This is a genomic window from Mycobacterium sp. IS-3022 (assembly GCF_001500065.1).
Classification (GTDB): Bacteria; Actinomycetota; Actinomycetes; order Mycobacteriales; family Mycobacteriaceae; genus Mycobacterium.
The window spans coordinates 20,152-44,043 of sequence record NZ_LQIN01000012.1 but is presented as its reverse complement, the minus strand read 5'-3'; the positions used below and the strand labels follow the sequence as shown (position 1 = coordinate 44,043).

At 67.1% G+C, this 23,892-nt stretch carries 27 protein-coding genes and 1 tRNA gene; 12 read left to right on the top strand and 16 right to left on the bottom strand.

All coding sequences use genetic code 11. From position 1 onward, the window contains the following. The first annotated feature begins 67 nt into the window (after nt 1-67). The 3 genes from AU188_RS09545 to AU188_RS09535 all read left to right on the top strand — a co-directional run bounded on the left by AU188_RS09545 (nt 68) and on the right by AU188_RS09535 (nt 4,238). Nucleotides 68-856, top strand: a complete 789-nt coding sequence (locus AU188_RS09545; protein ID WP_059163804.1) for an SDR family NAD(P)-dependent oxidoreductase — start codon at nt 68-70, stop codon at nt 854-856. Between the two features lie 17 nt (nt 857-873). Next, nucleotides 874-1,947 carry an NAD(P)H-dependent amine dehydrogenase family protein gene (locus tag AU188_RS09540; RefSeq protein WP_059163493.1) on the top strand — a complete coding sequence of 358 codons (1,074 nt, stop codon included), beginning with the start codon at nt 874-876 and terminating at the stop codon, nt 1,945-1,947. A gap of 89 nt (nt 1,948-2,036) precedes the next feature. After that, nucleotides 2,037-4,238 (top strand): molybdopterin-containing oxidoreductase family protein, encoded by a 2,202-nt coding sequence (locus AU188_RS09535; RefSeq protein WP_286137370.1) that lies wholly within the window; start codon nt 2,037-2,039, stop codon nt 4,236-4,238. 27 nt (nt 4,239-4,265) lie between these two features. Here the strand turns inward: AU188_RS09535 and AU188_RS09530 are convergent, their stop codons facing one another. Then, the gene (locus tag AU188_RS09530; protein ID WP_059163492.1) at nt 4,266-5,528 is read right to left on the bottom strand and encodes an amidohydrolase family protein; all 1,263 of its coding nucleotides are present in this window, start codon (nt 5,526-5,528) and stop codon (nt 4,266-4,268) included. A 24-nt stretch (nt 5,529-5,552) separates the two neighbouring features. On the opposite strand from AU188_RS09530, the gene AU188_RS09525 reads away from it, so the two are divergent. Continuing rightward, nucleotides 5,553-6,404, top strand: a complete 852-nt coding sequence (locus AU188_RS09525) for an AraC family transcriptional regulator (RefSeq protein ID WP_059163491.1) — start codon at nt 5,553-5,555, stop codon at nt 6,402-6,404. A gap of 13 nt (nt 6,405-6,417) precedes the next feature. Here the strand turns inward: AU188_RS09525 and AU188_RS09520 are convergent, their stop codons facing one another. Next, a complete protein-coding gene (locus tag AU188_RS09520; RefSeq protein ID WP_059163490.1) occupies nt 6,418-7,047 on the bottom strand; it encodes a TetR/AcrR family transcriptional regulator in 630 nt (209 codons plus the stop codon). A gap of 131 nt (nt 7,048-7,178) precedes the next feature. On the opposite strand from AU188_RS09520, the gene AU188_RS09515 reads away from it, so the two are divergent. The 3 genes from AU188_RS09515 (at nt 7,179) to AU188_RS09505 (ending at nt 8,359) form a co-directional block, all read left to right on the top strand. Beyond that, nucleotides 7,179-7,514, top strand: coding sequence for a WhiB family transcriptional regulator (locus AU188_RS09515; RefSeq protein ID WP_082684043.1), 336 nt, complete (start codon nt 7,179-7,181; stop codon nt 7,512-7,514). An 86-nt stretch (nt 7,515-7,600) separates the two neighbouring features. Beyond that, nucleotides 7,601-7,819 (top strand): hypothetical protein, encoded by a 219-nt coding sequence (locus tag AU188_RS09510; protein ID WP_059102053.1) that lies wholly within the window; start codon nt 7,601-7,603, stop codon nt 7,817-7,819. Between the two features lie 45 nt (nt 7,820-7,864). After that, nucleotides 7,865-8,359, top strand: coding sequence for an SRPBCC family protein (locus AU188_RS09505; protein ID WP_059163489.1), 495 nt, complete (start codon nt 7,865-7,867; stop codon nt 8,357-8,359). Between the two features lie 73 nt (nt 8,360-8,432). Here AU188_RS09505 and AU188_RS09500 read toward each other — a convergent pair. Next, nucleotides 8,433-8,514, bottom strand: a tRNA-Leu gene (locus AU188_RS09500). Between the two features lie 36 nt (nt 8,515-8,550). Here AU188_RS09500 and AU188_RS09495 point away from each other — a divergent pair. Together AU188_RS09495 and AU188_RS09490 are read left to right on the top strand one after the other, a co-directional pair. Then, entirely contained in the window at nt 8,551-8,931 is a 381-nt protein-coding gene (locus AU188_RS09495; protein ID WP_082686564.1) for a hypothetical protein, read from the top strand. Further along, nucleotides 8,928-9,260 carry a DUF3817 domain-containing protein gene (locus AU188_RS09490; protein WP_059102055.1) on the top strand — a complete coding sequence of 111 codons (333 nt, stop codon included), beginning with the start codon at nt 8,928-8,930 and terminating at the stop codon, nt 9,258-9,260. The genes AU188_RS09495 and AU188_RS09490 overlap by 4 nt, the downstream gene beginning before the upstream one ends. Here the strand turns inward: AU188_RS09490 and AU188_RS09485 are convergent. From AU188_RS09485 to clpS, 12 genes are all read right to left on the bottom strand, one after another. Further along, on the bottom strand, nt 9,238-10,698 hold the full coding sequence (locus AU188_RS09485) for an MFS transporter (protein ID WP_286137369.1): 1,461 nt from the start codon (nt 10,696-10,698) through the stop codon (nt 9,238-9,240). The two genes, AU188_RS09490 and AU188_RS09485, sit on opposite strands and share 23 nt — an antisense overlap. A gap of 42 nt (nt 10,699-10,740) precedes the next feature. Further along, a complete protein-coding gene (gene rdgB / locus AU188_RS09480; RefSeq protein WP_059163486.1) occupies nt 10,741-11,349 on the bottom strand; it encodes an RdgB/HAM1 family non-canonical purine NTP pyrophosphatase in 609 nt (202 codons plus the stop codon). Then, nucleotides 11,346-12,128, bottom strand: coding sequence for a ribonuclease PH (gene rph, locus AU188_RS09475; RefSeq protein WP_059163485.1), 783 nt, complete (start codon nt 12,126-12,128; stop codon nt 11,346-11,348). Before rph ends, rdgB begins: the two co-directional genes overlap by 4 nt. Nucleotides 12,129-12,173: 45 nt before the next feature. Next, on the bottom strand, nt 12,174-12,950 hold the full coding sequence (locus AU188_RS09470) for a cyclic nucleotide-degrading phosphodiesterase (RefSeq protein ID WP_059102059.1): 777 nt from the start codon (nt 12,948-12,950) through the stop codon (nt 12,174-12,176). Nucleotides 12,951-13,018: 68 nt separating this feature from the next. Beyond that, nucleotides 13,019-13,852: a glutamate racemase gene (murI, locus tag AU188_RS09465; RefSeq protein WP_059163484.1), complete on the bottom strand. Its 834-nt coding sequence runs from the start codon at nt 13,850-13,852 to the stop codon at nt 13,019-13,021. Further along, a complete protein-coding gene (locus AU188_RS09460; RefSeq protein WP_059102060.1) occupies nt 13,849-14,535 on the bottom strand; it encodes a rhomboid family intramembrane serine protease in 687 nt (228 codons plus the stop codon). The genes murI and AU188_RS09460 overlap by 4 nt, the downstream gene beginning before the upstream one ends. After that, complete coding sequence (locus AU188_RS09455; RefSeq protein WP_059163483.1) at nt 14,526-15,488, bottom strand: cysteine synthase; 963 nt, start codon at nt 15,486-15,488, stop codon at nt 14,526-14,528. Before AU188_RS09455 ends, AU188_RS09460 begins: the two co-directional genes overlap by 10 nt. Continuing rightward, the gene (locus AU188_RS09450; protein ID WP_059163482.1) at nt 15,488-15,772 is read right to left on the bottom strand and encodes a MoaD/ThiS family protein; all 285 of its coding nucleotides are present in this window, start codon (nt 15,770-15,772) and stop codon (nt 15,488-15,490) included. The genes AU188_RS09455 and AU188_RS09450 overlap by 1 nt, the downstream gene beginning before the upstream one ends. Further along, nucleotides 15,769-16,227 (bottom strand): M67 family metallopeptidase, encoded by a 459-nt coding sequence (locus AU188_RS09445; protein WP_286137404.1) that lies wholly within the window; start codon nt 16,225-16,227, stop codon nt 15,769-15,771. Before AU188_RS09445 ends, AU188_RS09450 begins: the two co-directional genes overlap by 4 nt. 44 nt (nt 16,228-16,271) lie before the next feature. Next, nucleotides 16,272-17,291, bottom strand: coding sequence for a P1 family peptidase (locus AU188_RS09440; RefSeq protein WP_059163480.1), 1,020 nt, complete (start codon nt 17,289-17,291; stop codon nt 16,272-16,274). Continuing rightward, nucleotides 17,288-17,872, bottom strand: a complete 585-nt coding sequence (gene aosR / locus AU188_RS09435; RefSeq protein ID WP_059163479.1) for an oxidative stress transcriptional regulator AosR — start codon at nt 17,870-17,872, stop codon at nt 17,288-17,290. Before aosR ends, AU188_RS09440 begins: the two co-directional genes overlap by 4 nt. A gap of 7 nt (nt 17,873-17,879) precedes the next feature. Continuing rightward, entirely contained in the window at nt 17,880-18,194 is a 315-nt protein-coding gene (gene clpS, locus AU188_RS09430) for an ATP-dependent Clp protease adapter ClpS (RefSeq protein ID WP_059102066.1), read from the bottom strand. A gap of 102 nt (nt 18,195-18,296) precedes the next feature. On the opposite strand from clpS, the gene AU188_RS09425 reads away from it, so the two are divergent. The 3 genes from AU188_RS09425 (at nt 18,297) to AU188_RS09415 (ending at nt 23,063) form a co-directional block, all read left to right on the top strand. Further along, nucleotides 18,297-19,553 carry a nicotinate phosphoribosyltransferase gene (locus AU188_RS09425; protein ID WP_286137403.1) on the top strand — a complete coding sequence of 419 codons (1,257 nt, stop codon included), beginning with the start codon at nt 18,297-18,299 and terminating at the stop codon, nt 19,551-19,553. A gap of 18 nt (nt 19,554-19,571) precedes the next feature. Beyond that, nucleotides 19,572-21,554 (top strand): ATP-dependent DNA helicase, encoded by a 1,983-nt coding sequence (locus tag AU188_RS09420; protein WP_059163477.1) that lies wholly within the window; start codon nt 19,572-19,574, stop codon nt 21,552-21,554. A 69-nt stretch (nt 21,555-21,623) separates the two neighbouring features. Continuing rightward, nucleotides 21,624-23,063, top strand: coding sequence for a neutral zinc metallopeptidase (locus tag AU188_RS09415; RefSeq protein ID WP_059163476.1), 1,440 nt, complete (start codon nt 21,624-21,626; stop codon nt 23,061-23,063). A gap of 1 nt (nt 23,064) precedes the next feature. Here the strand turns inward: AU188_RS09415 and AU188_RS09410 are convergent, their stop codons facing one another. Next, entirely contained in the window at nt 23,065-23,790 is a 726-nt protein-coding gene (locus tag AU188_RS09410; RefSeq protein ID WP_286137368.1) for an MspA family porin, read from the bottom strand. Between the last annotated feature and the right edge of the window lie 102 nt (nt 23,791-23,892).

Below are 23,892 nucleotides of genomic sequence, written 5' to 3'. Positions count from 1 at the left end.
ACGATAGCAACACTGGCAAGGTATTGACATGTGTGATTGACTGCAGTCAATTTCAGGAGGGGTGCCGATGGCGTTGGAACAGTTCAACCTCGACGGTCAGGTGGCGATCGTCACCGGCGCGGGCAAAGGTGTCGGCCAGGGGATCGCGAGGGTCCTCGCGGAGGCGGGTGCCACCGTAGTCGGCACCGCGCGAACCGAATCCGACATCGTGGCAACGATCAAAGGAATCGAAGACGCCGGCGGCAAGGGCCTGGCGCTTGTTGCCGACGCGATGAGCCGGCCCGACGGAGAGCGCGTCGTCAGCACCACGATCGAGCGCTTCGGCAGAATCGACATGCTGGTGAACAACGTCGGTGGCTCGACCTACGCCCGTTTCCTCGACATCACCGACGACGACTTCCGGCTCACCTTCGACTGGTGCGTCACCTCGGCGTTCATCATGAGCCAACTCGCCGCGCCTCACATGCTCGAAGCGGGCCACGGTTCGATCGTCAACATCTCCTCCGGCTCCGCGCGTTTCGGTATCCGCGCCTTGACCGCCTACTGCACCGCCAAGGGCGCGTTGGAGGCGCTCACGCGCGCCATGGCGCAGGAACTCGCGCCGAAGGTCCGGGTCAATGCGATCGCGCTCGGCTCTTTCGCCACCGACGGTCTGCAAGGCAGTCTGGACATGATGCCCGGCTCACTGGAGAAGATGTTGGAAGCGACCCCGCTGCACCGCCTCGGCAGCGTCGAGGATCTCGGGCGGCTCTGCGTCTACCTGGCGACCCGCGACTGCTACGCGACCAACGCGATCTTTCACGTCGACGGCGGCATCGATTCGAACAACTCACCGCTGCCGATCCCCGACTACTGATCGAGAACGGACCCGAAATGCGCAGAGTAGTCCAGTTTTCCACCGGCAACGTCGGCCAACACTCGCTCCGCACGCTCATCGGGCGGCCCGATCTGGAACTCGTCGGCGTGCATGCCGCCAATCCGGACAAGATCGGCAGGGATGCAGCCGAACTGTGCGGGCTGAGTGAGCCCACCGGTGTCGTCGCCACTGATGACATCGACGCGCTCATCGCGTTGAAGCCGGACTGCGTCGTCTACACCGCGCTGGGTGAGACGCGGCCGATGGAAGCCATCGCGCAGATGTCGAAGTTTCTCGCCGCAGGGGTCAATGTCGTCGGCACGTCGATGGTGTGGTTGGTGACACCCAAGCAGGCCGACGACTGGCTGCGCGTCCCCCTGGAAGAGGCCTGTGCCGAAGGCAACTCGTCGCTCTATGTCAACGGCATCGACCCCGGCTACTCGGGAGACACCGCGGTGTTCGCCGCGCTGAGCCTGGTCAGCCGTGCCGAGTCGATCACCGTGCAGGAGGTCTTCGATTACGGCAACTATGATGACTACGAATACACCGGTACAGCAATGGGTTTCGGCACTACTCCCGACGACGAGCTGCCGATGGCGTTTCAGCCCGGCGTCATCACGGCGATGTTCGGTGGACTGGTGCGCAACCTCGCCGATCATCTCGGCTCCGGGCTCGATGAGGTCCGCCAGCGTTATGAGCCGTGGTACACCGACCAGCGCATCGAATGCAAGATGATGACCGTCGAGCCCGGACAGTTGGCCGGCGTGCGATTCGCCGCCGAAGGGGTGCGCGGCGGCGACGTCATCATCACCGTGGAGCACACCACCCGGCTCACCCCCGCGGCGGCGCCGGACTGGGAGTATCCGCCCGACGGCCACTCCGGTGTGCACAAGGTGATCGTCGAGGGCGAGCCGCGCGTCGAGATGAGCACGCTGTTGTCGCATCCGGTGCTCGACGTCACCGAAGCGGGGTGCCTGTCCACCGCCGCCCGTGTCGTCAACACGATCGACTGGGTGTGCCGCGCCCCGTCGGGGTTGATCTCGGCGGAGGAGATCCCTGCGGCCGAGCTCATCCGCGGTTTGATGTGGTGAGCGGATTGCCCAGTCGACCACAGGCTGCACCTTCTGACGGTTGATCCAATCGCCTGCGAAGCGCTGAGCGGTCGCTTAGCATCCGGCACGTGGTGCAAACGACGACGCAGCCGGGTATCTGCCGGATTTGCTCTGCGCATTGTGGAGTGCTGGCTACGGTGACCGACGGCCGTTTGACGAAGGTCACCGGCGATCCCGACAACCCGATGTTCGGCGGATACAGCTGCATCAAGGGCCGGGCGCTGCCCGACATCCACAACAATCCGCAGCGCCTCCTGCACAGCCAGAAGCGCCACCCTGACGGCTCGTACTCCGCTGTCGCCGCCGAGCAGGCGATGGATGAAATCGCCGCGCGCTTACAGGATTTGATCGCCACGCACGGACCACGCTCGGTAGCGATGTATCTGGGGACGAACGGGCTGCCCTATCCTGCCTCTGCCTTGATGGGAAATGCGTTCATCAGAGCGATCGGTTCGCCGATGTTCTTCACGGCCAACACGATCGATCAGCCAGGCAAGCAGATTGCCCTCGCCGCCCACGGACACTGGCTCGGCGGAGACATCAATTTTCACGAGGCGGACAGCTGGATGCTGATAGGGACCAATCCGCTGGTCTCCAAGGCGATCGGCGTCCCGGGCCAGAATCCGGCCAAGGGCCTCAAGACCGCCGTTGACCGAGGCATGAAGCTCATCGTGATCGATCCCCGGCGGTCTCAGACCGCGGCACGAGCCGCCGTCCACATTCAGCCTCGGCCGGGAGAGGATGTCACGATCGTCGCCGGGATGATCAACCTGATCATCAACGAAAGGCTGTATGACGCACCGTTCATCGCCGAGAACGTCGACGGCTTCGAGGCGTTGGCGACAGCGGTTTCGGGCTACACTCCTGCCTACGTCGCCGAGCGCGCAGATATTCCGCAGGAGCAATTCGTCGAGACCGCACGACTTTTCGCGACATTCGGCGACCGCCCCGGCATGGTCAACGCAGGCACGGGTGCGAACTTCGCGCTACACGGCAGCCTGCTCGAGTACCTCTGCCTCTGCCTGACCACCATCTGCGGGCGGTGGCAGCGTGCGGGTGAGCGGGTCACCCGCCCCAACGCGTTGATGCCTGCCTTCACCGCGAAGGCGCAAGCGCATCCGCCGTACGACGGTTGGGGATACGGCGAACGGCTGCGAGTACGCGGGCTCACCGACACCGTTGCCGGAATGCCGACCGCGGCACTGGCCGACGAGATCCTGCTCGAAGGCGAAGGGCAGGTGAAAGCCCTCATCTGCATCGGCGGCAATCCGATGGCGGCGTGGCCCGATCAGCGCAAGACGCTACGCGCGCTCGAGAGCCTCGATCTTCTCGTCACCCTCGACACCGAGATGTCCTTGACCTCCCGGCTCGCCGACTACGTCATCGCTCCGATGATGCAGATGGAAACGCCGGCGATGACGATGGGCAGCGAACTCATCAAGTACTACACCAGCGGAACCGGAATTCCCGCCGCTTACGCGCAATACGCGCCACGTCTGATCGATCCGCCTCCCGGTTCCGACCTCATCGAGGAATGGCGGTTCTTCCTCGGCCTGGCCAAGCGGATGGACCTCGAATTGTGGTTCGTGAACTTCTTCGGTGGCGGCGGCGGCAAATTCATGGAGTCACCGCCCGTCGTTCTGCAGATGAACGGTGAGACCGACCTGAGCACAGAGGAACTGTTCGAGCAGATGTGCGCGACGTCCCGGATTCCGTTCGACGAAGTCCGCCGGCATCCGCACGGAAAGATCTTCGACGTCGACGCGGTTGTTGAGCCCCGCGATCCCGACTGCACGGCCAGACTCGATGTCGCCAACTCGCACATGCTGGCTGAGCTTACGGACATGTTGGACGACGACTTCGTCACTGCGCGTAGCGATCCCGCGTACCCATTTCGGTTGATCCCTCGGCGTCACCAGAACTTCATGAACTCGTCCGGCACCAACCTCGCATCGTTGCACCGCGGCAAACCGTACAACCCCGCCTACATGCACACTGCCAGCATCGCTGAGCTCGGCTTGCAGTCAGGGGACGCGGTCCGAGTCACCTCTCCACATGACAGCGTCTGCGCCGTAATCGAAGCCGATGACACCCTGCGTCACGACGTCATCGCCATGCACCACGCATTCGGGGGCCTACCGAGCGAAGACGACGAGTTCCGCGAACGCGGCACCAACGTCGGCCGCCTGGTCCCGACCGACATCGAATACGACCGGATCACCGGCCTGCCGCGGCAGGGCAACATCCCGGTCAGCGTCACCGCGCTGTAGCAATCAGCACGCCGGCCGAGCCGGCAATCAGGCTTTGGCGAGTTGCTTCTGCTCGTGGAGCCGAGCCCATTCCTTGCGCGGGCGAATGGACACGTCGACGTCGGATGCCTTGGCGCGCAACGCTCCTGAGGTGGCCTGCTCACGCGGCGTCAGCTTGAACGGATCCCAGTCGAAGAACCGGCACGAGTTCTGCCAAGTGATCTTGTTGATGTCGGTGTCGTCCGCGCCGGCGGCAGTGAGCTCGGCCATCACCTGCTCGGGCGCGTCGGGCCAGAAGCAGTCCGAGTGCGGATAGTCGCACTCCCACGCGATGATGTCGATGCCGATCTCGTGGCGCAGCTTCAGCGACGTCTTGTCGGTGACGTAGCAGGCCAGCGAGTGCTCGCGGAACACGTCGCTGGGCAGCTTGTCGCCGAAGTCGCGGCGCAGCCACTTCTGGTTCGTGTAGTGCCGGTCGCTGCGGTCGAGGTAGAACGGGATCCACCCGATACCGCCTTCGGAGAACGCGAATTTCAGGTCGGGGTAGTTGCGCATCGCCGGACCCCACAGCAGATCCTGGGCGCACATCGCCGACACCTGGGTGGCCAGGATGATCAGGTTGTCGATGGGAGCGTTGGGCGCCATGCTGATCGCGCCGAAGCCGGTGCCGATGTGCAGGCACATCACCACGTTCTCCTCCGACAGCGTCCGGAACACCGGACCCCAGTACTCGTCGTCGTGGTAGCTCGGAAGTCCTTCCAGGTGAGGCAGTTCCGGCATGGTTACCGCGCGACAGCCCTTCGCGGCGACGCGTCGGATCTCGTCGCACATCGCCTCCGGGTTCCAGGTCGGCATGATCGCGATCGGGATGAACCGGTCCGGATATGAGCCCGCCCACTCGTCGATGTGCCAGTCGTTGTAGGCCGACACCATCACCAATGTCGTTTCCTCGCGGTGCATGTTGAGGTGCCGCGCGGAGAAGCCGGTGAACGTCGGGAAGCACATCGAGGCGAGGATGCCGTTGCGGTTCATATCGCGCACCCGTTCGTGGACGTCGTAAACGCCGGGACGCATCTCGGCGAACCCGGCTGGGTCACGACCCCACTCCTCGGCCGGCCAGGAGACCACCGCGTTCAAGCCGCTGACGCCCTGCGGCCGCCCCTGATACATCCACTGGTCGACGCCCTTGTCGTCGGTGACCACGATCGGCGCCTCGTCCTTGTACTTGGCCGGGACGTGCCGCAGGAACATGTCGGGCGGTTCCACCACGTGGTCGTCGATGCTCACCAGGATCAGGTCGTCGATGTCCATACCCCAGTAGTACCGTCTTGCGGTGTGACCGTCTCCGCGCTATCGGACAGAGATTTGGCCCAAACGGCCAAGCTCGACGCGGCACACCCTCGGCGCGTCATCGACCTGCGGCGAGGTGGTCGCGCTTTGGGCGGCAGCTACCTCTATGAGGGCGATGCCCTGATCACCGGCTGGCACTCACACGACGTCCACCAGATCGAGTACGCGATCGGCGGTGTGGTCGAGGTCGAGACGGATTCGGCACATTACCTGCTGCCGCCGCAGCAGGCGGCGTGGATTCCGGTCGGCCTCGAACATCAGGCCACGATGAACCCCGACGTCCGGACCGTCGCGGTCATGTTTGATCCCGAGTTGATTCCGCAAGCGGGCGACCGGGCGCGCATCCTCGGCGTCTCACCGTTGATCCGGGAGATGATGATCTACGCGCTGCGCTGGCCGATCGACCGCCCCGACGGTGATGAGGTGTCCGACGCGTTCTTCCGCACCCTGGCCAACCTGGTCTCCGAGGCCCTCGACCACGAGGCGCCGCTGAGTCTGCCGAGTTCCGAGCACCCGATCGTCACCGCCGCGATGGCGTACACGAAAGGACACCTCGACGACGTGAGCGCCCAGGAGGTGAGCCGGGCGGTCTCGGTGTCGGAGCGCACGCTGCGGCGACTGTTTCAGGATTCGATCGGATTGTCCTGGCGCACATATCTTTTACACGCACGGATGCTCAAGGCCATGGCGCTGCTGGCCGCGCCGGGGCAATCGGTACAGGAAGCCTCGTCGGCGGTGGGCTTTGACAGCCTCAGCTCGTTCACCCGGGCCTTCACCCAGTTCTGCGGAGAGACGCCGACGAGCTACCGGAAGCGGGTCGGCGGCACTCCGCTCTGATCGGGCCGACGCGTCACGGGTCGTGACGCATCTGGCCGTCACGCAGTAGTGCATTCACCGCGTCCTGCCATCGCTGCAGTTGCGACGGGTTGTCGAACGGCTCCGGGAGGTGACGTTCGATATGGCCGCGCAGGATCCACGTGCCGAGGGCCAGCACCAGCGGGTTCAGCGTGCCCCATGTCGGGTCGAGGTCCGGTCGCGTCAACCCGAGATCCCGACGCGCTTGCCAGCGTTCGGCACCGATGGCCGCCAGCGAGTCGAACAGCTGCTCGCCGAGCGGGCTGCCGTCGGTGAGCGCTCGTCCGACGTAGGCCATCACATCCGGTTCGTCGGTCACCAGTGACGTCACCCTGTTTCCGATGTCGGTGATGGTGTCGATAGGTGGCTCTGGAATGGGCTTCGCGATCACCGTCTCGATGACCGCGACCACATGGTCATCGACGGCCTTGATCAGGTTCGCCTTCGTCGCGAAGTGGTGTTGCACCAGGCCGAGCGAGACGCCCGCTTCGGCGGCCACCAGGCGCAGCGACGTGGCCGCCGCGCCCCGGGCCGCGAAGCACTTGAGCGCCGCCTCCCGGATCCGCTCGATGCTCGAACGTCGATCGTCGCCGGGCGCATGGTGTCGCGCTCGAGTGGATGCCATCAATGCCTGCAGGTCGGGTTGTTCACCTCCTCAAGGTATCCAATACGTCTGTATCGTAGGCAACCGATACGCGTGTATTGTCGGCGTCCGCGGACGATGAACCCTTGTCTTGACTGGGAGGAGAGACGCGAATGGCAGTCAACGAGCGACCGACCCCGCAGACGACGCGTCCTGGCTCCATCGATCTTGTATCGCGGGCCGTTTCGACGCCGCAGGAGACGCCGTTCGGCGCGTGCATCCAGGATCCGGACCGGTGGGCCGTCGTCGCCGATGAAGGCGCCAAGGAACTGTGCCGGGCATGCCCGCGCCGCTGGCTCTGCGCGCAGGAGGCGTGCCAGACACCGGGGGCGGTCGGAGTGTGGGCCGGGATCTTCATCCCGGACGAGGGCCGCGCGCGCCAGTTCGCGCTGCGGCAACTTCGATCGCTGGCCGAACGCAACGGGTTCACCGTCCGAAAAGTAGGCTGAGCCGGAACTTCGGGTCGGCGGGTTTCACTACCGTCAACAACGGGCAACCTCTGCGCACCATATTCCGTGAGCCCGTAGGAGACCTGATGCGCGAGCGCGCCATCGCACCCGCCGACGACCCGACCGCCGAAGCGATCGCCACCACGGGCCTCTTCCTCATCATCACGGCGGTGATCGCCGTCGCGGTGTCCCTGGCCAGTTGGGGCGCGGCCGACGCGGCGATGGCCGCAGCGGCCGGGGCCATCGCCACTCTGAGCTTCGCCGCCAGCCTGGTTTGTTTCGCAATCCAGAGCAGAGACGGCTGAGCTGGCCCTCGTCTGCGACGGCGTCCGCTGCGATGATGGCGAGCTATGACGCGCTGGTACCCGCTCGCAGCCGCCGACGCCGATTTCCTGGTGTCGGCCCCGCACGTCTTCCGTTACGAGAAGCGGTTCGCGGCGCCCCCCGAGCGGGTGTGGGAATCGATGGTGTCGGACGAGTCTCTGGCGGCTTGGGGGCCATCGGTCAAAAGCGTCACCTGGACCTCGCCGCGTCCGTTCGGCATCGGTACCACCCGTGAAGCAGTGCCTGCGGGCGGGGCCACCCTTCGCGAGCGCTACTTCCAGTGGGAAGACGGCCACCGGAAATCGTTCTACGTCTACGAGTCGACGTTGCCGCTCTTCAAGCGCTTCGCCGAGGATTACATCGTCGACGCCGACGGTGACAGCACGCTTTTCACGTGGGTGGTCGCAGTCGAACCGAAGAGGGCATTGGCTCTGCCGGTCAAAGTGCTTGCGCCGCTATTGAAGGCCGGGCTCGGGCGCATCCCCGCCGACGGGCAGAAGTACTTCGCCGCCAAGGCGTGACCGCGATTTCTGCACGAGGGCTGTGGATATCGGCAGATCACGACCCTGGTGTAGAAATCGGCGGGGGATTGAGTGCGCGAGGGGGGACTCGAACCCCCACGTCCAAAGGACAATGGCACCTAAAACCATCGCGTCTTCCGTTCCGCCACTCGCGCGTAAGCGCCCCAAGGGTATCGCGGTACCGTTGGAAGGTGTCCACTACACGGCGTAGGAGGCCGGCGTTCATCGCCCTGGTGATCGTCGGCGCCGCCGGATGCCTGGCGTTGGCGTGGTGGCAGTGGACCCGCTTCGAGTCGGCATCGGGCAGCTTCCAGAACCTCGGCTACGCCCTGCAGTGGCCGTTGTTCGCCGGTTTCGTCGTGTATGCGTACTACAAGTTCGTGCGCTACGAGGAGGCGCCGCCCGAACCGACGAAGCGCGACACGATCACCGAGATCCCCGAGGATCTGCTCCCGCAAAAGCCCTCAACAACAACACAATTCGACGAAGACGTCGACGACCCCGCACTACGCGAGTACAACGCCTACCTGGCCGAGCTCGCGAGAAAAGACAAGGAACACCCGGCCACATGACCGAACCACCGATCACCTCTGCCGACAACATCCGCAAGGCGCTGCTTGGCTACCGAGTGCTGGCCTGGACGACGGGCATCTGGCTCATCGCGCTCTGCTACGAGATGGTGATGAAGTACGTCTACCACGTCGAGGGCCTGAACTGGATCGCGGTCGTCCACGGCTGGGTGTACTTCGTCTACCTGCTGTTCACCGCCAACCTCGCGGTCAAGGTGCGGTGGCCGATCGGCAAGACCATCGGCGTGCTGCTGGCCGGCACCATCCCGCTGGTCGGCATCATCGTCGAGCAGGTGCAGACCAAGGAGATCAAGGACCGTTACGGTCTGTAGCCAGCGCCAGCTCGTGTGCGGGCTCGTCGGCCTCGTCCGCCTTGGGGATGGCCAACGCGGTGATCGCGGCGACGACGGCCGCGGCCGCTGCGATCAGCAGCGCTATTCGCAGGCCGGCCAGTGACGGCACCTGCTGCCCGGCCACCGTGGTGGTCATCACCACCAACACCGCACCGATCACCGCGCTGGAGATCGACGTGCCGAGGGAACGCGCCAGCGCATTGATGCCGTTGGCGGCCGCGGTCTCCGATACCGGGACCGCGGCGTTGATCAGCGCGGGCAGCGACGAGAACGCAAAACCGACGCCGACGCTCACCAGCACGTTGAACAGGCACAGCTGCCAGGCGCTGTTCATCAGCAACAGGCCCGAAAGGTAGCCGGCGGCAACGACCGCCGAGCCGACGAACAATGTGAACCGCGGCCCGTGCACTCCGGCGATCCGCGCCGCCACCGGCGACGACAGCATCATCGCCAGCCCACCGGGCGCCATCCACAACCCGGTTTGCAGCATCGACTGGCCGAGCCCGTAGCCCGTCCCGGCGGGTAGTTCGAGGATCTGCGGCGCGATCAACGACATCGCAAACAGCGAGAACCCGACCGCGATCGACGCCAGATTCGTCGTCAACGCCGGCCGCTTCAGCGTGGTGCGCAAATCCACGATCGGCGCGGCAGTCCGGAACTGCCACCACCCGAACAACCCGAAGATCACCACCGACGCCGCGAACATCCCCACGGTGACGGCACTCGTCCAGCCCCAACTCCCGCCCTTGGAAATCCCGAGCAGCAGCGTCACCAGCCCGCCCGCCAGACCGACCGCCCCCAGCGCGTCGAAGCGGTCGGCCGAGGCCGCGGGAATGCGCGGCACCAGGGCGGCGAACGACAGGCCGGAAACCGCACCAAGCGCGGCGGCGAACCAGAACAACGCACGCCAGTCGAACCGATCGGCGATGATCGCCGACAACGGAAGCCCAAGCGCGCCACCGACACCCAGCGATGCGCTCATCAAGCCCATCGCCGTGCCGACCCGATGAGCCGGCACCGACGCCCGAAGCACGCTGATGCCCAACGGGATGATCGGCATGCCGAAGCCCTGCAGTCCGCGGCCGATGATGACCGGGATCAGGGCTGTCGTCGTCGCGGCGATCAATGATCCCGCGGTGAGCACGACGGCGCAGATGATCAGGATCGGTTTGGGGCCGTACATGTCGCCGAGCCTGCCGAACATCGGCGTCGCGACGGCCGCCGTGAGCAGCGTCGCGGTGATCACCCACGACGCATTGGACGTGCTGGTGTTCAACAGCGTGGGAAGTTCGGGAATGAGCGGGATGACGAGCGTCTGCATCAGCGACACACTGATGCCCGCCGCCGCCAGCACCACCACGACGATGGCCGGGTGTCGCGTCCTACCGACTGCGGGCTGGGCGGAGGAGCGACGCACCCCGGGGATGCTACAGATTAGTTCGGCTATACAAAATTGGCGTCACGTGCGAGCGGCCAACTCGCGCAAGACGGGCAACAGCAAGGCCAGTGCGCGGCCCCGGTGCGATGCCGCATCCTTCTCCACCGGGCTGAGTTCGGCGGCGGTGCGCGACGACCCTTCCGGTAGGAACACCGGGTCGTAGCCGAACCCGCCCTCCCCCCGAGGCTCGCGAACGATGCTGCCCGGCCACTCGCCCCGCACCACCGTCTCGCCGGCAGCAGACACCAGCGCACATGCCGAGACGAACGCGGCGCCGCGCCGCTCGTCGGGTACGTCCGCGAGCTGCGCCAAGAGCAGAGAGGTGTTGGCCGCATCCTGACCGTGCCGGCCCGACCATCGCGCCGACAACACCCCCGGCATCCCGTTGAGCGCGTCGACCTGCAGTCCGGAGTCGTCGGCGACCGTCGCCAACCCGGTGGCGCGATAGGCGTCGCGGGCCTTGGCCACCGCGTTGTCCTCGAACGTCGCACCGGTCTCGGGCGCCTCGTCGAACGCGGGCACGTCATCGAGCGACAGCAACGTCAGGCCCGACACCCCCGCCACCTCGAGCACCCGACGCAACTCGGCCAGCTTCTTGGGGTTGCGGCTGGCCACCAACAGCTCGGTCAGCTTCCGAACGCCTTCTTCGTCGGTTCTTTCGGCTCCGGCAGCGCTCCGGGATAGGGCAGCTCCAACGCCTCACGCTGAATCTCGAAGATCTTCTCGCACGCGGCCATCGCGGCGTCGAGCATCTTGTCCAGTGTGGAGCGCGGGAACGTAGCACCTTCCCCGGTGCCCTGGATCTCGACCAGAGTCCCGGTGTCGGTGGCGACGACGTTCATGTCGACCTCGGCGCGCGAGTCCTCGGAGTAGGGCAGGTCGACGCGGATGCGACCGTCGACGACGCCGACGCTGACCGCGGCGATCGCGCACGACAGCGGCCGCGGGTCGGAGAGCTTGCCTGCCGCCGACAGGTAGGTGACCGCGTCGGCCAGCGCCACGTAGGCGCCGGTGATGGCCGCCGTTCGGGTGCCGCCGTCGGCCTGCAGCACGTCGCAGTCGATCGCGATGGTGTTCTCCCCCAGCGCACCGAGGTCGATGCACGCCCGCAACGAGCGGCCGACCAACCGGCTGATCTCCTGGGTGCGGCCGCCGATCCGGCCCTTGACCGACTCGCGGTCGGAGCGGTCATGCGTGGCTGCCGGCAGCATCGCGTATTCCGCCGTCAGCCAGCCCTGCCCGGAGCCCTTGCGCCAGCGCGGCACTCCCTCGGTGACGCTCGCGGTGCACATGACGCGCGTCTGGCCGAATTCGACGAGCACCGAACCGGCGGGATGCGTGGTGAACCCACGGGTGATACGAACCGGCCTCAGCTCGTCGTCAAGCCGGCCGTCTTCTCTTCGGGACACCAGCCAACCCTATCGGCTAAGTGTGACTCCATCGCCGGAGTACCGCTACGCCGCGCGCACCACGTCGAAGGTCTCGTTGCACACCACCGCGTGCACCGGACCATCGAACTCGCCCTTGGCCTCGCTGATGACGTCCTCCCGCGATGTCCACGGCGGAATGTGCGTCAGCAGCAGTTCGCCGACGCCCGCTGCGGCCGCGGCCCGGCCCGCCTCGGTGCCCGACAGGTGCAGTCGGGGCGGCCGGTCCGGCGAGTGCGTCCACGACGCCTCGCACAGGAACACGTCGGCGCCCCGGGCGAGATCGATCAACGCGTCGCAGTAGCCGGTGTCTCCGCTGTACACCAGCGTGGCGCCGTCCGGGTCGGTGATACGCATGCCGTAGGACTCGGTCGGATGGCAAACAAGCTTCGGCGTCACGTTCAGCGAGCCGATGGTGACTGCCTCATCGTCGACCCAGTGGCGGATCTCGAAGACGTCGGAGAAGTCGTCGACCTCCCCGCCTTCGGGCGACGACGCCGCGCCGAGCCGGGCCCACGTGTTGGCCGGGCCGTACATGATGCCGCGCTGCTGCGCCGGCGACGGGTGATAGCGCCGCCACACGAACAGCCCGGGTAGATCGAGGCAGTGGTCGGCGTGCAGGTGCGACAACAGCACGTGGACGTCGTTCGGGTCGGCGTGGCGCTGCAGCGCGCCGAGCACACCACCGCCGAAATCGAGGACCAATGGCGGCGTATCGGGAGCCGACACGAGGTATCCGGACGCTGGCGAATCAGGCCCGACGACACTGCCGGAGCAACCGAGAACGGTGATTCGCACGCTCACTAGCTTGCCATGCCCGGTATCCCCACGACGAAAACATGGCCGGTTTGAGCCGTCTTTCTTGCTGAAAATCACTTCCGGGAACCGACGTGACGTTGAACAGGTCGAACGCCGTCGAGCGTCGGGCCCAGGAACCGCGCGGCCAGTGTGGTGAACGCCTCGGGATCGCCGGTCGCCTCGAAAATCCGTTGCGCGGGTGAACTGTCGTGCGCCCGCAGCAAATCCAGCTCGGTGAGCACCCTGAGCAAGTCCTTGGCGGTCTCCTCGGCGCTGGACACCAAGGTGACGTTCTCGCCCATCGCCAGCTGGATCAACCCCGACAGCATCGGATAGTGGGTGCAGCCCAGCACGAGCGTGTCGACCTCGGCGCGCTGCAGCGGTTCCAGGTAGCCCTCGGCCAGCCCCAGCACCTGCCGTCCGCTGGTCACGCCGCGCTCGACGAAGTCGACGAACCGGGGGCAGGCGACACCGATCACCTCGGTGTCGCGCGCCGCGGCGAACGCGTCCTGATAAGTGCCCGACGCGATCGTCGCCGCGGTGCCGATGACGCCGATCCGCCCGTTGCGGGTGGTCGCGACGGCGCGGCGCACGGCGGGCAGGATCACCTCGACGACGGGTACCGGCGCGTAGCGTTCGCGGGCGTCGCGCAGGCACGCCGACGACGCCGTGTTGCATGCGATGACGAGCGCCTTGACCCCGCGCGAAACCAGGTCGTCGCCGATCGCCAGGGCATGTGCGCGGATCTGCGGGATGGTCAGCGGTCCGTACGGCCCGTTCTCGGTGTCGCCCACGTAGACGATGTTCTCGTCGGGCAATTGGTCGATGATCGCGCGGGCGACCGTGAGCCCGCCGACGCCGGAATCGAAGACGCCGACGGGTGCCTCCGCGGACGTAGCCGAGTTCACGTCGTCAGGTACGGGTTCGACGCCGCGCTCCTGCGTCGTTCGCGTGCTTTGCGTTCCGGTCCGGACAACAGATACGCCGCGACGACGCCCGCCACCGCCCCGCTCAGGTGACCCTGCCACGACACCCCCGGCGTGCCGGGTAGCACACCGAGCAGCACGCTGCCGTAGACCAGCAGCACGATCACGCCGACAACGATCTCCCACGCCTTACGGGTGAAGAACCCGAACACGATCAAAAACGCCAGCCAGCCGAAGATCAGGCCGGAGGCGCCGATGTGGTTGGCCTCGCACCGCACTCCGACGTAGGGACAGTGCGCACCGACGTTGCCGATCAACCAGGTGCCGAGGCCCCCGAGGATCCACACGATGGCCGTGGCGAAGATGAACCGTGACATGCCCGCCAGCGTCATCAGGAAACCGAGCACCAGCGCCGGAACGGTGTTGGCGATCAGGTGATCCCAGTTCGAGTGCAGCAGCGGCGCGAACAGGATGCCCAGCAGCCCGTCGCTCTCCAGCGGCCGGATCCCGTTGTCGTCCAAGCGGTGATCGGACAGCGAGTCGAACAACTCGATGACCCACAGCAGCACGACGAAGCTGAGCACGGTCAGGCCGCCGACCATCCACGCGGGCCGCTTTTTCGGCTGCGACGGCGTGGCCGGGTATCCCGGACCGCTCAAGCCCATAGCTGACCTTCCAACGCGTCTTCGGCGTCATCCAGGCTACCGGCGTATGCACCGGTCGACAGATACTTCCACCCCGCGTCGGCGACGACGAACGCGATGTCGGCCTGCTCTTTCGCCTCGACCGCCTTGGCCGCCATGCCCAGCGCGGCGTGCAGCACCGCACCGGTGGAGATGCCTGCGAAGATCCCTTCCACCTGGACCAGATCGCGGGTGCGCCGAATCGCGTCGTATGAGCCGACGGAATACCGCGTCGTCAGCACGTCCGGGTCGTACAGCTCGGGGATGAACCCCTCGTCGATGTTGCGCAGCGCGTAGACGCCCTCGCCGTACCGCGGTTCAGCGGCGACGATCTTCACGTCCGGCTTGTGCTCGCGCAGATATCGACCGGTGCCCATGAGGGTGCCGGTGGTGCCGAGGCCCGCGACGAAGTGGGTGATCTCGGGCAGGTCGGCGAGCAACTCCGGTCCGGTGCCCTCGTAGTGCGACAGCGAGTTGGCCTCGTTGCCGTACTGGTAGAGCATCACCCACGAAGGGTTCTGCTGCGCAAGCTCTTTCGCCTGAGCGACCGCGGTGTTCGAGCCACCTTCGGCGGGCGAGTAGATGATCCGCGCGCCGTACAGTTCGAGTAGCTGGCGGCGTTCGATCGACGTGTTCTCCGGCATCACGCAGATCAATTGATAGCCCTTGAGCAACGCGGCCATCGCGAGCGAGATGCCGGTGTTACCGCTCGTCGGCTCCAGGATCGTCGCGCCGGGCTGCAGCAGACCCTGCCGTTCGGCCTCCTCGATCATCCGCAACGCCGGGCGGTCCTTGATGGAGCCGGTGGGATTGCGGTCCTCGAGCTTGGCCCACAACCGCACATGCGGCTCGTCGTCCCAGCGCGGCGAGACTCGACGCAGGCCCACCAACGGCGTGTTGCCCAACGCTTCGAGCAGCGAGTCGTAACGCGCCATCAGACGCCCACTGACCCTCCTGCCACCGCGGGCAAGATCGTCACCGAGTCGCCATCGGCGATCGCGGTGTCCAGCCCGCCGGAGAACCGCACGTCCTCGTCGTTGACGTAGACGTTGACGAACCGGTTCAGCTTGCCGTTGTCCATGAGTCGTTCCGAGATGCCGGAGTAGTTGGCCTCCAGATCACCGATCACCGCGGCCAAGGTGTCACCGTTCGCGGTGACGCGCTTCTCGCCGCCGGTGTGGGTGCGCAGGATGGTCGGGATCGACACGTTCACAGTCATGGTTGCTCCTCGTAATGCTCGACGATTTTGACGGGTTCCTCGGTGACGACGCCGTCGACGATGCGGTAGCTCCGCACCTCGTGTTCCTCGGGGTCGCGGGTCGACACCAGCACGTAATGGGCATCCGGTTCGGACGCATACGCGATGTCGGTGCGGCTGGGGTACGCCTCGGTGGCGGTGTGCGAGTGGTAGATGATGATGGGAGCGTCCCCTGCCTCCTCTAAGGCCCGCCACACCTTCAGCTGTTCACCGGAGTCGAACCGGTAGAACGTCGGCGAACGCTCGGCATTGACCATCGCGATGAAGCGCTCCGGACGGTCCGAGCCCTCCGGCCCGGCGATAACGCCGCAGGCCTCGTCGGGATGGTCGGCCCGGGCGTGGGCGACCATGGCGTCGACCAAGTCGGCCCGAATCACCAGCACAGCTACCCCTTTCTGCCCGAAACTGTATTCCAGCAGCGAAATATCGAGTAAACGCCTGCTGGAATGCGGTTTCGCGATTACTCGAACGCTCCGGGCAACAGGTCCCGGTACGTGGGTATTCCGGCCACCGAGTCTGCGGCCAGCACCCCGACCATCACCGCGCGGGCCAGACAATCCGCGGCGGCGGCCCCGACCCGCGTGATCAGCGGGACCTCCGGCGACATCGACGCCGGCGTCGTCGGGTCGGGCGGGACCTCCACGGCGCCCGTGGCCAGCGCGAACACCGTGTCGCCGTCCAGTGGGGTGTGGCACGGCCGGATGGTGCGCGCCAACCCGTCATGCGCGGCGACGGCGACCCGGCGACAACCCGCGGGGCTCAGCACGGCGTCGGTGGCGACCACGGCGATGGTGGTGTTGAGCGGGCTGTACTCGACATGCCGGTCGGCGTAGGCGGCGATCTGGTCGGCGGGCGGCGGCACCAAGCCGAACTCCTCGATCTGGTAGGCCAGCCACGGCAGGCCCGTCGCCGGATCGACCGCGTCGCCCGCGGCATTGACCACCACCAACGCCCCGACCGTCGCGCCGCAGTCGAGCGTCATCGAGGACGTGCCCACGCCGCCCTTGAGGACACCCACCCGCGCGCCCGTGCCCGCACCCACGGTGCCGATCGCCACCTCGGCCCCGGCGCTCTCGGCCGCGGCGTAACCGAACTCCGCGGTCGGCCGGCACTGCCAGCCTCCGACCGGCAGGTCGTAGACCACCGCCGCCGGAACGATCGGCACGACGCCGCCCTCCAGCGCGACACCGCGGCCCTGCTCCTCGAGCCAGTGCATCACCCCGTCGGCGGCGGCCAAGCCGTACGCGCTGCCGCCGGACAACACCACGGCGTCGACGTGCTGCACGGAGTTGATCGGGTCGAGCAGGTCGGTCTCGCGGGTGCCGGGCGCCCCGCCCCTGCCGTCGACGGCGCCGACCGTCCCCGGCGGCGTCAGCACGACGGTGGTGCCGCTGGCCCAGCCTGAACCCAGCGTCACATCGGGGTCGAGTCGATGGTGCTGGCCCACCCGGATACCGGCGACGTCGGTGATCGAGCTCATCGGGACTTACCCATCAGCCCGAGCACCAGGTACTCCTGCAGCACGGTGAGCCATTGGTAGACGTCGAGGTGCCCGGCCATCGGGTGGTCGTGCGGCAGGTCGTCGGGCCCGTCCGGCGAGATGCCCAGCATGGTGCCCAGCGCCAGCCGCATGTCGTTGACCGCGGCGGCCCAGGCGTGGGCGTCGTCCTCGGACAACTCGAACTTGCCGCCCTCGGGCGGCATGGTGTCCAGAAGTGTCTGCGCGGCTTGGCGTTTCGCGTCGATGATGGCCGGCTCGTGCAGGCTGCGCAGCGCGCTGTTGAGACTCTCGGCCGCGCTGGAGCCGGCCGGGTGCTCGCTCTGCTGCCGGTAGAAGTCCGGCAGCAGCCGCTTCATCGTTTCGTCGTCGGGCGGTGTCGAGTTGCCGGTGCGCATACCGGTGATCGCCTCGAGTTCGTCTGCGGGCGCGGATGATTCGCGTTCATCGAGCATGCCCACCAGCGAGGTGGCGAGGCTGCGCAACAGTGCGGCCTCGTGCGGCGCCACCGCCGACCGGAAGCGCGCGCCGTCGGCGGTCTCCACCCGCTTCCACTTACGCACGTGTCTGTCAGCGGTCCTGCTGCATGGTCGCCCACAACCCGGCGGCGTGGAGCTTGGACACGTCGACCTCCATCGACTCGCGACTGCCCGCCGAAACCACCGCCTTGCCCTCGTTGTGCACCTGCAGCATCAGCTTGGTCGCATGCGGCTCGGGGTAGCCGAACAGCTTCTGGAAGACATAAGTCACGTACGTCATCAGGTTCACCGGGTCGTCCCACACGATGGTCACCCACGGGGTGTCGGTGGCCGCGTCTTCCTCTGCGACGGACTTGACGTCCCGCTCCTTGCGAGTTTTCGGTCGAGCCTTCGCCGGCGTAACCATGTGGTTCAGGATAGCCAACGCAGAACTGTCGCTTCGAGCTACTACGGTGGCGGTGTGACCGCCGCATCCCCGGCCCTGCTCACCGACAAATACGAGCTGACGATGCTCGCGGCCGCGCTGCGTGACGGCACCGCACACCGGCGAACCAGCTTCGAACTCTTCGCGCGCCGCCTCCCCGAAGGGCGTCGCTACGGCGTGGTCGCCGGCACCGCCCGATTCGTGGATGCTTTGGCGCACTTCAGATTCGACGACGCGACGCTGTCTGCACTCGACTTCCTCGACTCACAGACGCTCAGCTATCTCGCCGACTACCGCTTCCGCGGTGATGTCGACGGATACGCCGAAGGCGAGCTGTACTTCCCGGGTTCGCCGGTGCTCTCGGTGCACGGCACCTTCGGCGAATGTGTCGTACTGGAGACCCTGGCATTGTCGATCTTCAACCACGACACCGCGATCGCGTCGGCCGCGGCCCGCATGGTCAGCGCGGCCCAGGGCCGACCGCTGATCGAGATGGGTTCACGGCGCACACACGAACGGGCGGCCGTCGCCGCCGCCCGCGCCGCGTACCTGGCCGGCTTCGCCGGGTCGTCGAACCTGCAGGCGCAGCTCGATTACGGGGTCCCGGCGCTGGGCACCAGCGCGCACGCCTTCACGCTGCTGCACACCACCCACGATGGTCCCGACGAGCGGGCCGCGTTCCGGGCGCAGGTCGACGCGCTTGGCGTGGGCACCACGTTGCTGGTCGACACCTACGACATCACCGCGGGGGTGGCGACGGCCGTCGAGGTCGCCGGTCCCGGACTCGGGGCGGTGCGCATCGACTCCGGCGACCTCGGGGTGCTCGCACGCCAGGTCCGCGCCCAGCTCGACAGCCTCGGCGCCACCGGAACCCAGATCGTGGTGTCCGGCGACCTCGACGAGTTCGCGATCGCCTCGCTGCGCGCCGAACCGGTCGACACCTACGGCGTGGGCACTTCGCTCGTCACCGGCTCCGGCGCCCCGACCGCCGGCATGGTCTACAAGCTGGCCGAGGTGGATGGCATCCCGGTGGAAAAGCGCAGCAGCCACAAGCAGTCTCACGGGGGACGCAAGCAGGCGCTGCGGCTTGCCAAGCCGACCGGCACGATCGTCGAGGAGGTCGTGTACCCCCACGGCCGCGCGCCCTCGGACCACGACGGCCTCACTGCGCGGGCGTTGACGGTTCCGCTGATCCAACGCGGTGAACCGGTCGACGAGCTGTCGTTCGACGCAGCCCGTCAGCGGGTCGCCGACGGCCTGACGAGCCTGCCGTGGGACGGGCTGAAGCTCTCCCGCGGCGAGCCGGCGATCCCGACCCGGTTGATCCCTCCCGGCGCGTAAGGAGCAGCCACGTCGGACATCACCGAACTCCTGGCCACGGCGGTCACCGCGCTGGGCGGTCGCGAGCGCGCCGGCCAGATCGAGATGACCCGGGCCGTTGCGCGCGCGTTCGACACCGGTGAGCATCTCGCGGTGCAGGCCGGCACGGGCACCGGCAAGTCGCTGGCCTACCTGGTTCCTGCGATCGCGCGCGCCGTCGAGACCGACGAACCCGTCGTGGTGTCCACGGCCACCATCGCGCTGCAACGCCAACTCGTCGACCGTGACCTGCCGCGACTGGCCGAGTCGCTGACCGGCGCACTGCCCCGCACACCCGAATTCGCGCTGTTGAAGGGTCGCGGAAACTATCTGTGCCTCAACAAGATTCACAACGGAGCCGCGGAATCGGAGGAGCGCCCGCAGGAGGAGTTGTTCGAACCCGTCGCGGCCAGCGCGCTGGGTCGCGACGTGCAGCGGCTCATCGCCTGGTCGTCGGAAACCGACACCGGTGACCGCGACGAGTTGGCCCCGGGTGTGCCGGATCGGTCCTGGTCGCAGGTCAGCGTGTCGGCGCGCGAGTGCATCGGCGTGGCACGGTGCCCGTTCGGAACCGACTGCTTCGCGGAGAAGGCGCGCGAGAAGGCAGGCAGCGCTGATGTCGTCGTCACCAACCACGCACTGCTGGCGATCGACGCGATCTCCGATGCCGCGGTGCTGCCCGAACACCACCTGCTGGTCGTCGACGAGGCGCACGAGTTGGTCGACCGGGTGACCTCGGTGGCCACCGGCGAGTTGTCGGCCACGTCGCTCGGCGCCGCCCACCGCCGCGCCGCGCGCCTGGTCGACGAGGAACTGGCACACCGGTTGGAGGCCGCGACCGCGACGCTGTCGTCGGCGATCCACGACACCGAGCCGGGCCGCATCGATGTGCTCGACGACGAATTGGCGACCTATCTGACCGCGGTCCGCGACGCCGCGCACCGGGTCCGGTCGGCGATCGACACCGCGCCGAGTGATCCCAAGGCGGCGTCCGCGCGCGCTGAGGCCGTCACCGCGTTGACGGATATCGGCGACACCGCCTCGCGCATCCTCGACTCGTTCATGCCCGCCATCGCAGACCGCACGGATGTGGTGTGGATCGAGCGCGAAGAGACGCGCGGGACGGTGCGCACGATCCTTCGGGTGGCTCCGCTGGCAGTGTCAGGGTTGTTGCGCACCAGGCTGTTTGAACATTCGACGACGGTGCTGACGTCGGCGACGCTGACCATCGGCGGCACATTCGACGCGATGGCGGCCGCATGGGGGTTGAAAGGTGAGGACGCCGCGTGTTCGACGTCGCCGCCAGAGCGGCTTCGATGGCGGGGCATCGACGTCGGGTCCCCGTTCGAGCACGCGAAGTCGGGCATCCTCTACGTCGCTGCGCATCTGCCGCCGCCCGGGCGCGACGGCACCGGATCGGCCGAGCAACTCGACGAGATCGCGACGCTGATCACCGCCGCCGGTGGCCGCACGCTCGGCTTGTTCTCCTCGATGCGGGCGGCCAAAGCCGCCGCCGAGATCATGCGCGAACGCCTGGACACCCCGGTGCTGTGCCAGGGCGAGGACACCACGTCGGCATTGGTCAAACGGTTCGCCGACGATCCCGAAAGCTCGTTGTTCGGCACACTGTCGCTGTGGCAGGGCGTCGACGTGCCCGGCCCATCGCTGTCGCTGGTGCTGATCGACCGGATTCCGTTCCCGCGTCCCGATGACCCACTGCTCACCGCGCGGCAGCGGGCGGTGGCCGCACGCGGCGGCAACGGCTTCATGGCCGTCGCCGCCAGCCACGCGGCGCTGCTGCTGGCGCAGGGCGCGGGCAGGTTGCTGCGCACAGTCGACGACCGCGGCGTCGTCGCCGTGCTGGACTCCCGAATGGCCACTGCCCGCTACGGCGGCTACCTGCGTGCGTCGCTGCCGCCGTTCTGGGCCACCACCGACTCCATCCGCGTGCGCCAGGCGCTCGAACGTCTCCGCACCCATTGATTGTTTTCTATCCTGGCAACGGTTCAGTGCGCGCCGCGTGGCCGCCAGTCGACCCGAAAGGCGGCGTCCATGAGTCGACGACACCGGATCGCCGTCGCGATCGCGGTGGGCGCGGCAGCGCTGGCGACCGCGTGCACCAGCACGCTGCAGGGCCAACCGGTCTCGGTGTTCGCCGATCCGTTCCGCGTCGCCGGGATGCCGGCGACGGACGGCCCCACCGGTCTGCGGCCCGACGCGCAGGATCCCGTGCGTGAGGTGCGCGGCACCGACGGAAGCGATATCGACGAACTGGCCCGCCAAGCGATCAGTGACATCGAAGAGTTCTGGGAAGGTGCTTACGGCGCCGCCTTCGACGGCAGGTTCGAACCGGTCGACCAGGTGTACTCCTGGGACGCCAACGGATTCGACGAGACCGGGTTCTGCGACACCGACACCTACGGGTTGGTCAATGCCGGCTTCTGCCAGACCGACAACACGATCGGCTGGGACCGCGGTGAGCTCTTGCCGGGCCTGCGACAGGCGTACGGCGACATGGGCGTCACGATGGTGCTCGCTCATGAGTACGGCCACTCGGTGCAGAAGCAGGCGGGGCTGGTCGGCGAGGACACCCCGACGCTGGTCTCCGAACAGCAAGCCGACTGCCTGGCCGGCGCGTACATGCGCTGGGTCGCCGAGGACGACTCGACGCGCTTCACACTGTCGACCGGCGACGGGCTCAACAACGTGCTGGCGGCCGTCGTCGCGTTTCGCGATCCGCTGTTGAGCGAGAACGACCCGGAAGCGGGCGTCGACGAACACGGCTCGGCGTTCGAACGTGTTTCGGCCTTCCAGTTCGGATTCACCGACGGCGCGGCGGCCTGCGCGGCCATCGACATGCGCGAGATCGGCCAGCGCCGAGGCGATCTGCCGGTGCTGCTGGACGAGAACGAAACCGGCGAATGGGCCGTGTCCGAGGAGTCGGTGCGCGCGGTCGTCGACGCGATGGACATCCTGTTCGAACCCGCCGCACCGCCCCAGCTGACCTTCGAGCCCGCGAAGTGCCCGGACGCGCGGCCCAGCCCGCCGGTGTCCTACTGTCCCGCCACGAACACCATCGCAGTCGATCTCGGTGAGCTGGCGCAGATCGGCGCTCCGCCCGACGTCGAGGATCCGATTGGCCTGGCCACCGGCGACAACACCGCCTATTCGGTGCTGGTGTCGCGCTACATGCAGGCGATCCAGAACGAGCACGGCGGCGTCGGACTGGACGACGCCGAGGCAGCGCTGCGCACGGCGTGCCTGACCGGCGTCGCCACCACCAAGCTGTCGAAGAGCGTGCAGACCCCCGACGGCAACACCGTGGCGCTGACCGCGGGCGACGTCGACGAAGCGGTGTCGGGCATCCTCGTCAACGGCTTGGTGGCCAGTGACGTCAACGGCGAGTCGGTGCCGTCGGGCTTCTCCCGCATCGACGCGTTCCGTGTCGGGGTGCTCGGCGACACCGAGCGCTGCTTCAAGCGATTCGACTAGATCAGATTTTCTTGGTCACGCCGTACCAGGCGACGATCGCCTCCGACTGCTCCGTCGAGTGGGTGAGGTACGCATAGGAGCGGATGAACGACTCTCCGACGCAGCCGTCGATCTTGACCCGGAAGCCGCTCACCATCACCCACGGCTCGGCGCCGGTGAACTTCTTCTTCGTCACCGGGACCACGTTGACCAGGCCCGGTTTGAGGCCGACGGTGATACCGCCGCCGACATTGCCGCCCAGGCTAGGCAGAATTCCGAAGTCCTCTCCCCCTCCGACGATGGTGAGTCCCAGGAGCCCGATGGACGGGTTGATGCCTGCGGTGCCGGTCAGCGAGACACCGTTCGAGGTGCTCATGTCGATGCCACAGCCGATTTCGTAGCCGACCTCGAGGGTGCCCTCCGGCTCCTCGCCGCCCCCGGGCCCACTCAGCCGTCCCTTGTAAGTGCCGCCGACGACGTATTCACGGGACGACAGTGCAGTCGTCAGCGGAGGGATCGGCGCCTGGGTCTCCTTCTCGGCGCTCATCTCCAGACGCCAGCCATCGGGGGCTTCCGTCACCGCCGGCGGTGTCGACTCGACCGCACCTTCCACCGGCGGGGGCGCGGCCTCGGCGGCGACGGGTTCGACTTCCGGATCGGCCGCGGCCATCGCAGCACCCAAATTGCTCAACACCCCCACGATGGCGATCACTGTGATGCCGCTTCGTAGCACAGTCCCAACCGTCACTGCCGGCCCTCCCGATCGTTAGGAACGCTTCGGAACCTACCGCGAGGACTGCCGGCTGCGGACGGATGCCCGCAGAATCGTTCCGGCGGACTCGGGCAGCGA

Excerpts from the sequence above, each read along its gene's own strand:
- AU188_RS09505 (WP_059163489.1), top strand. The coding sequence starts at position 7,865 with ATGACGCGCTGGTACCCGCTCGCAGCCGCCGACGCCGATTTCCTGGTG.
- AU188_RS09490 (WP_059102055.1), top strand. The coding sequence starts at position 8,928 with ATGACCGAACCACCGATCACCTCTGCCGACAACATCCGCAAGGCGCTG.
- AU188_RS09540 (WP_059163493.1), top strand. The coding sequence starts at position 874 with ATGCGCAGAGTAGTCCAGTTTTCCACCGGCAACGTCGGCCAACACTCG.
- AU188_RS09415 (WP_059163476.1), top strand. The coding sequence starts at position 21,624 with ATGAGTCGACGACACCGGATCGCCGTCGCGATCGCGGTGGGCGCGGCA.
- AU188_RS09520 (WP_059163490.1), bottom strand. The coding sequence starts at position 7,047 with ATGGCATCCACTCGAGCGCGACACCATGCGCCCGGCGACGATCGACGT.
- AU188_RS09425 (WP_286137403.1), top strand. The coding sequence starts at position 18,297 with ATGCTCGCGGCCGCGCTGCGTGACGGCACCGCACACCGGCGAACCAGC.
- AU188_RS09450 (WP_059163482.1), bottom strand. The coding sequence starts at position 15,772 with ATGACTGTGAACGTGTCGATCCCGACCATCCTGCGCACCCACACCGGC.
- AU188_RS09455 (WP_059163483.1), bottom strand. The coding sequence starts at position 15,488 with ATGGCGCGTTACGACTCGCTGCTCGAAGCGTTGGGCAACACGCCGTTG.
- AU188_RS09530 (WP_059163492.1), bottom strand. The coding sequence starts at position 5,528 with ATGGACATCGACGACCTGATCCTGGTGAGCATCGACGACCACGTGGTG.
- AU188_RS09440 (WP_059163480.1), bottom strand. The coding sequence starts at position 17,291 with ATGAGCTCGATCACCGACGTCGCCGGTATCCGGGTGGGCCAGCACCAT.
- AU188_RS09515 (WP_082684043.1), top strand. The coding sequence starts at position 7,179 with ATGGCAGTCAACGAGCGACCGACCCCGCAGACGACGCGTCCTGGCTCC.
- clpS (WP_059102066.1), bottom strand. The coding sequence starts at position 18,194 with ATGGTTACGCCGGCGAAGGCTCGACCGAAAACTCGCAAGGAGCGGGAC.
- AU188_RS09510 (WP_059102053.1), top strand. The coding sequence starts at position 7,601 with ATGCGCGAGCGCGCCATCGCACCCGCCGACGACCCGACCGCCGAAGCG.
- AU188_RS09545 (WP_059163804.1), top strand. The coding sequence starts at position 68 with ATGGCGTTGGAACAGTTCAACCTCGACGGTCAGGTGGCGATCGTCACC.
- AU188_RS09460 (WP_059102060.1), bottom strand. The coding sequence starts at position 14,535 with ATGGGCTTGAGCGGTCCGGGATACCCGGCCACGCCGTCGCAGCCGAAA.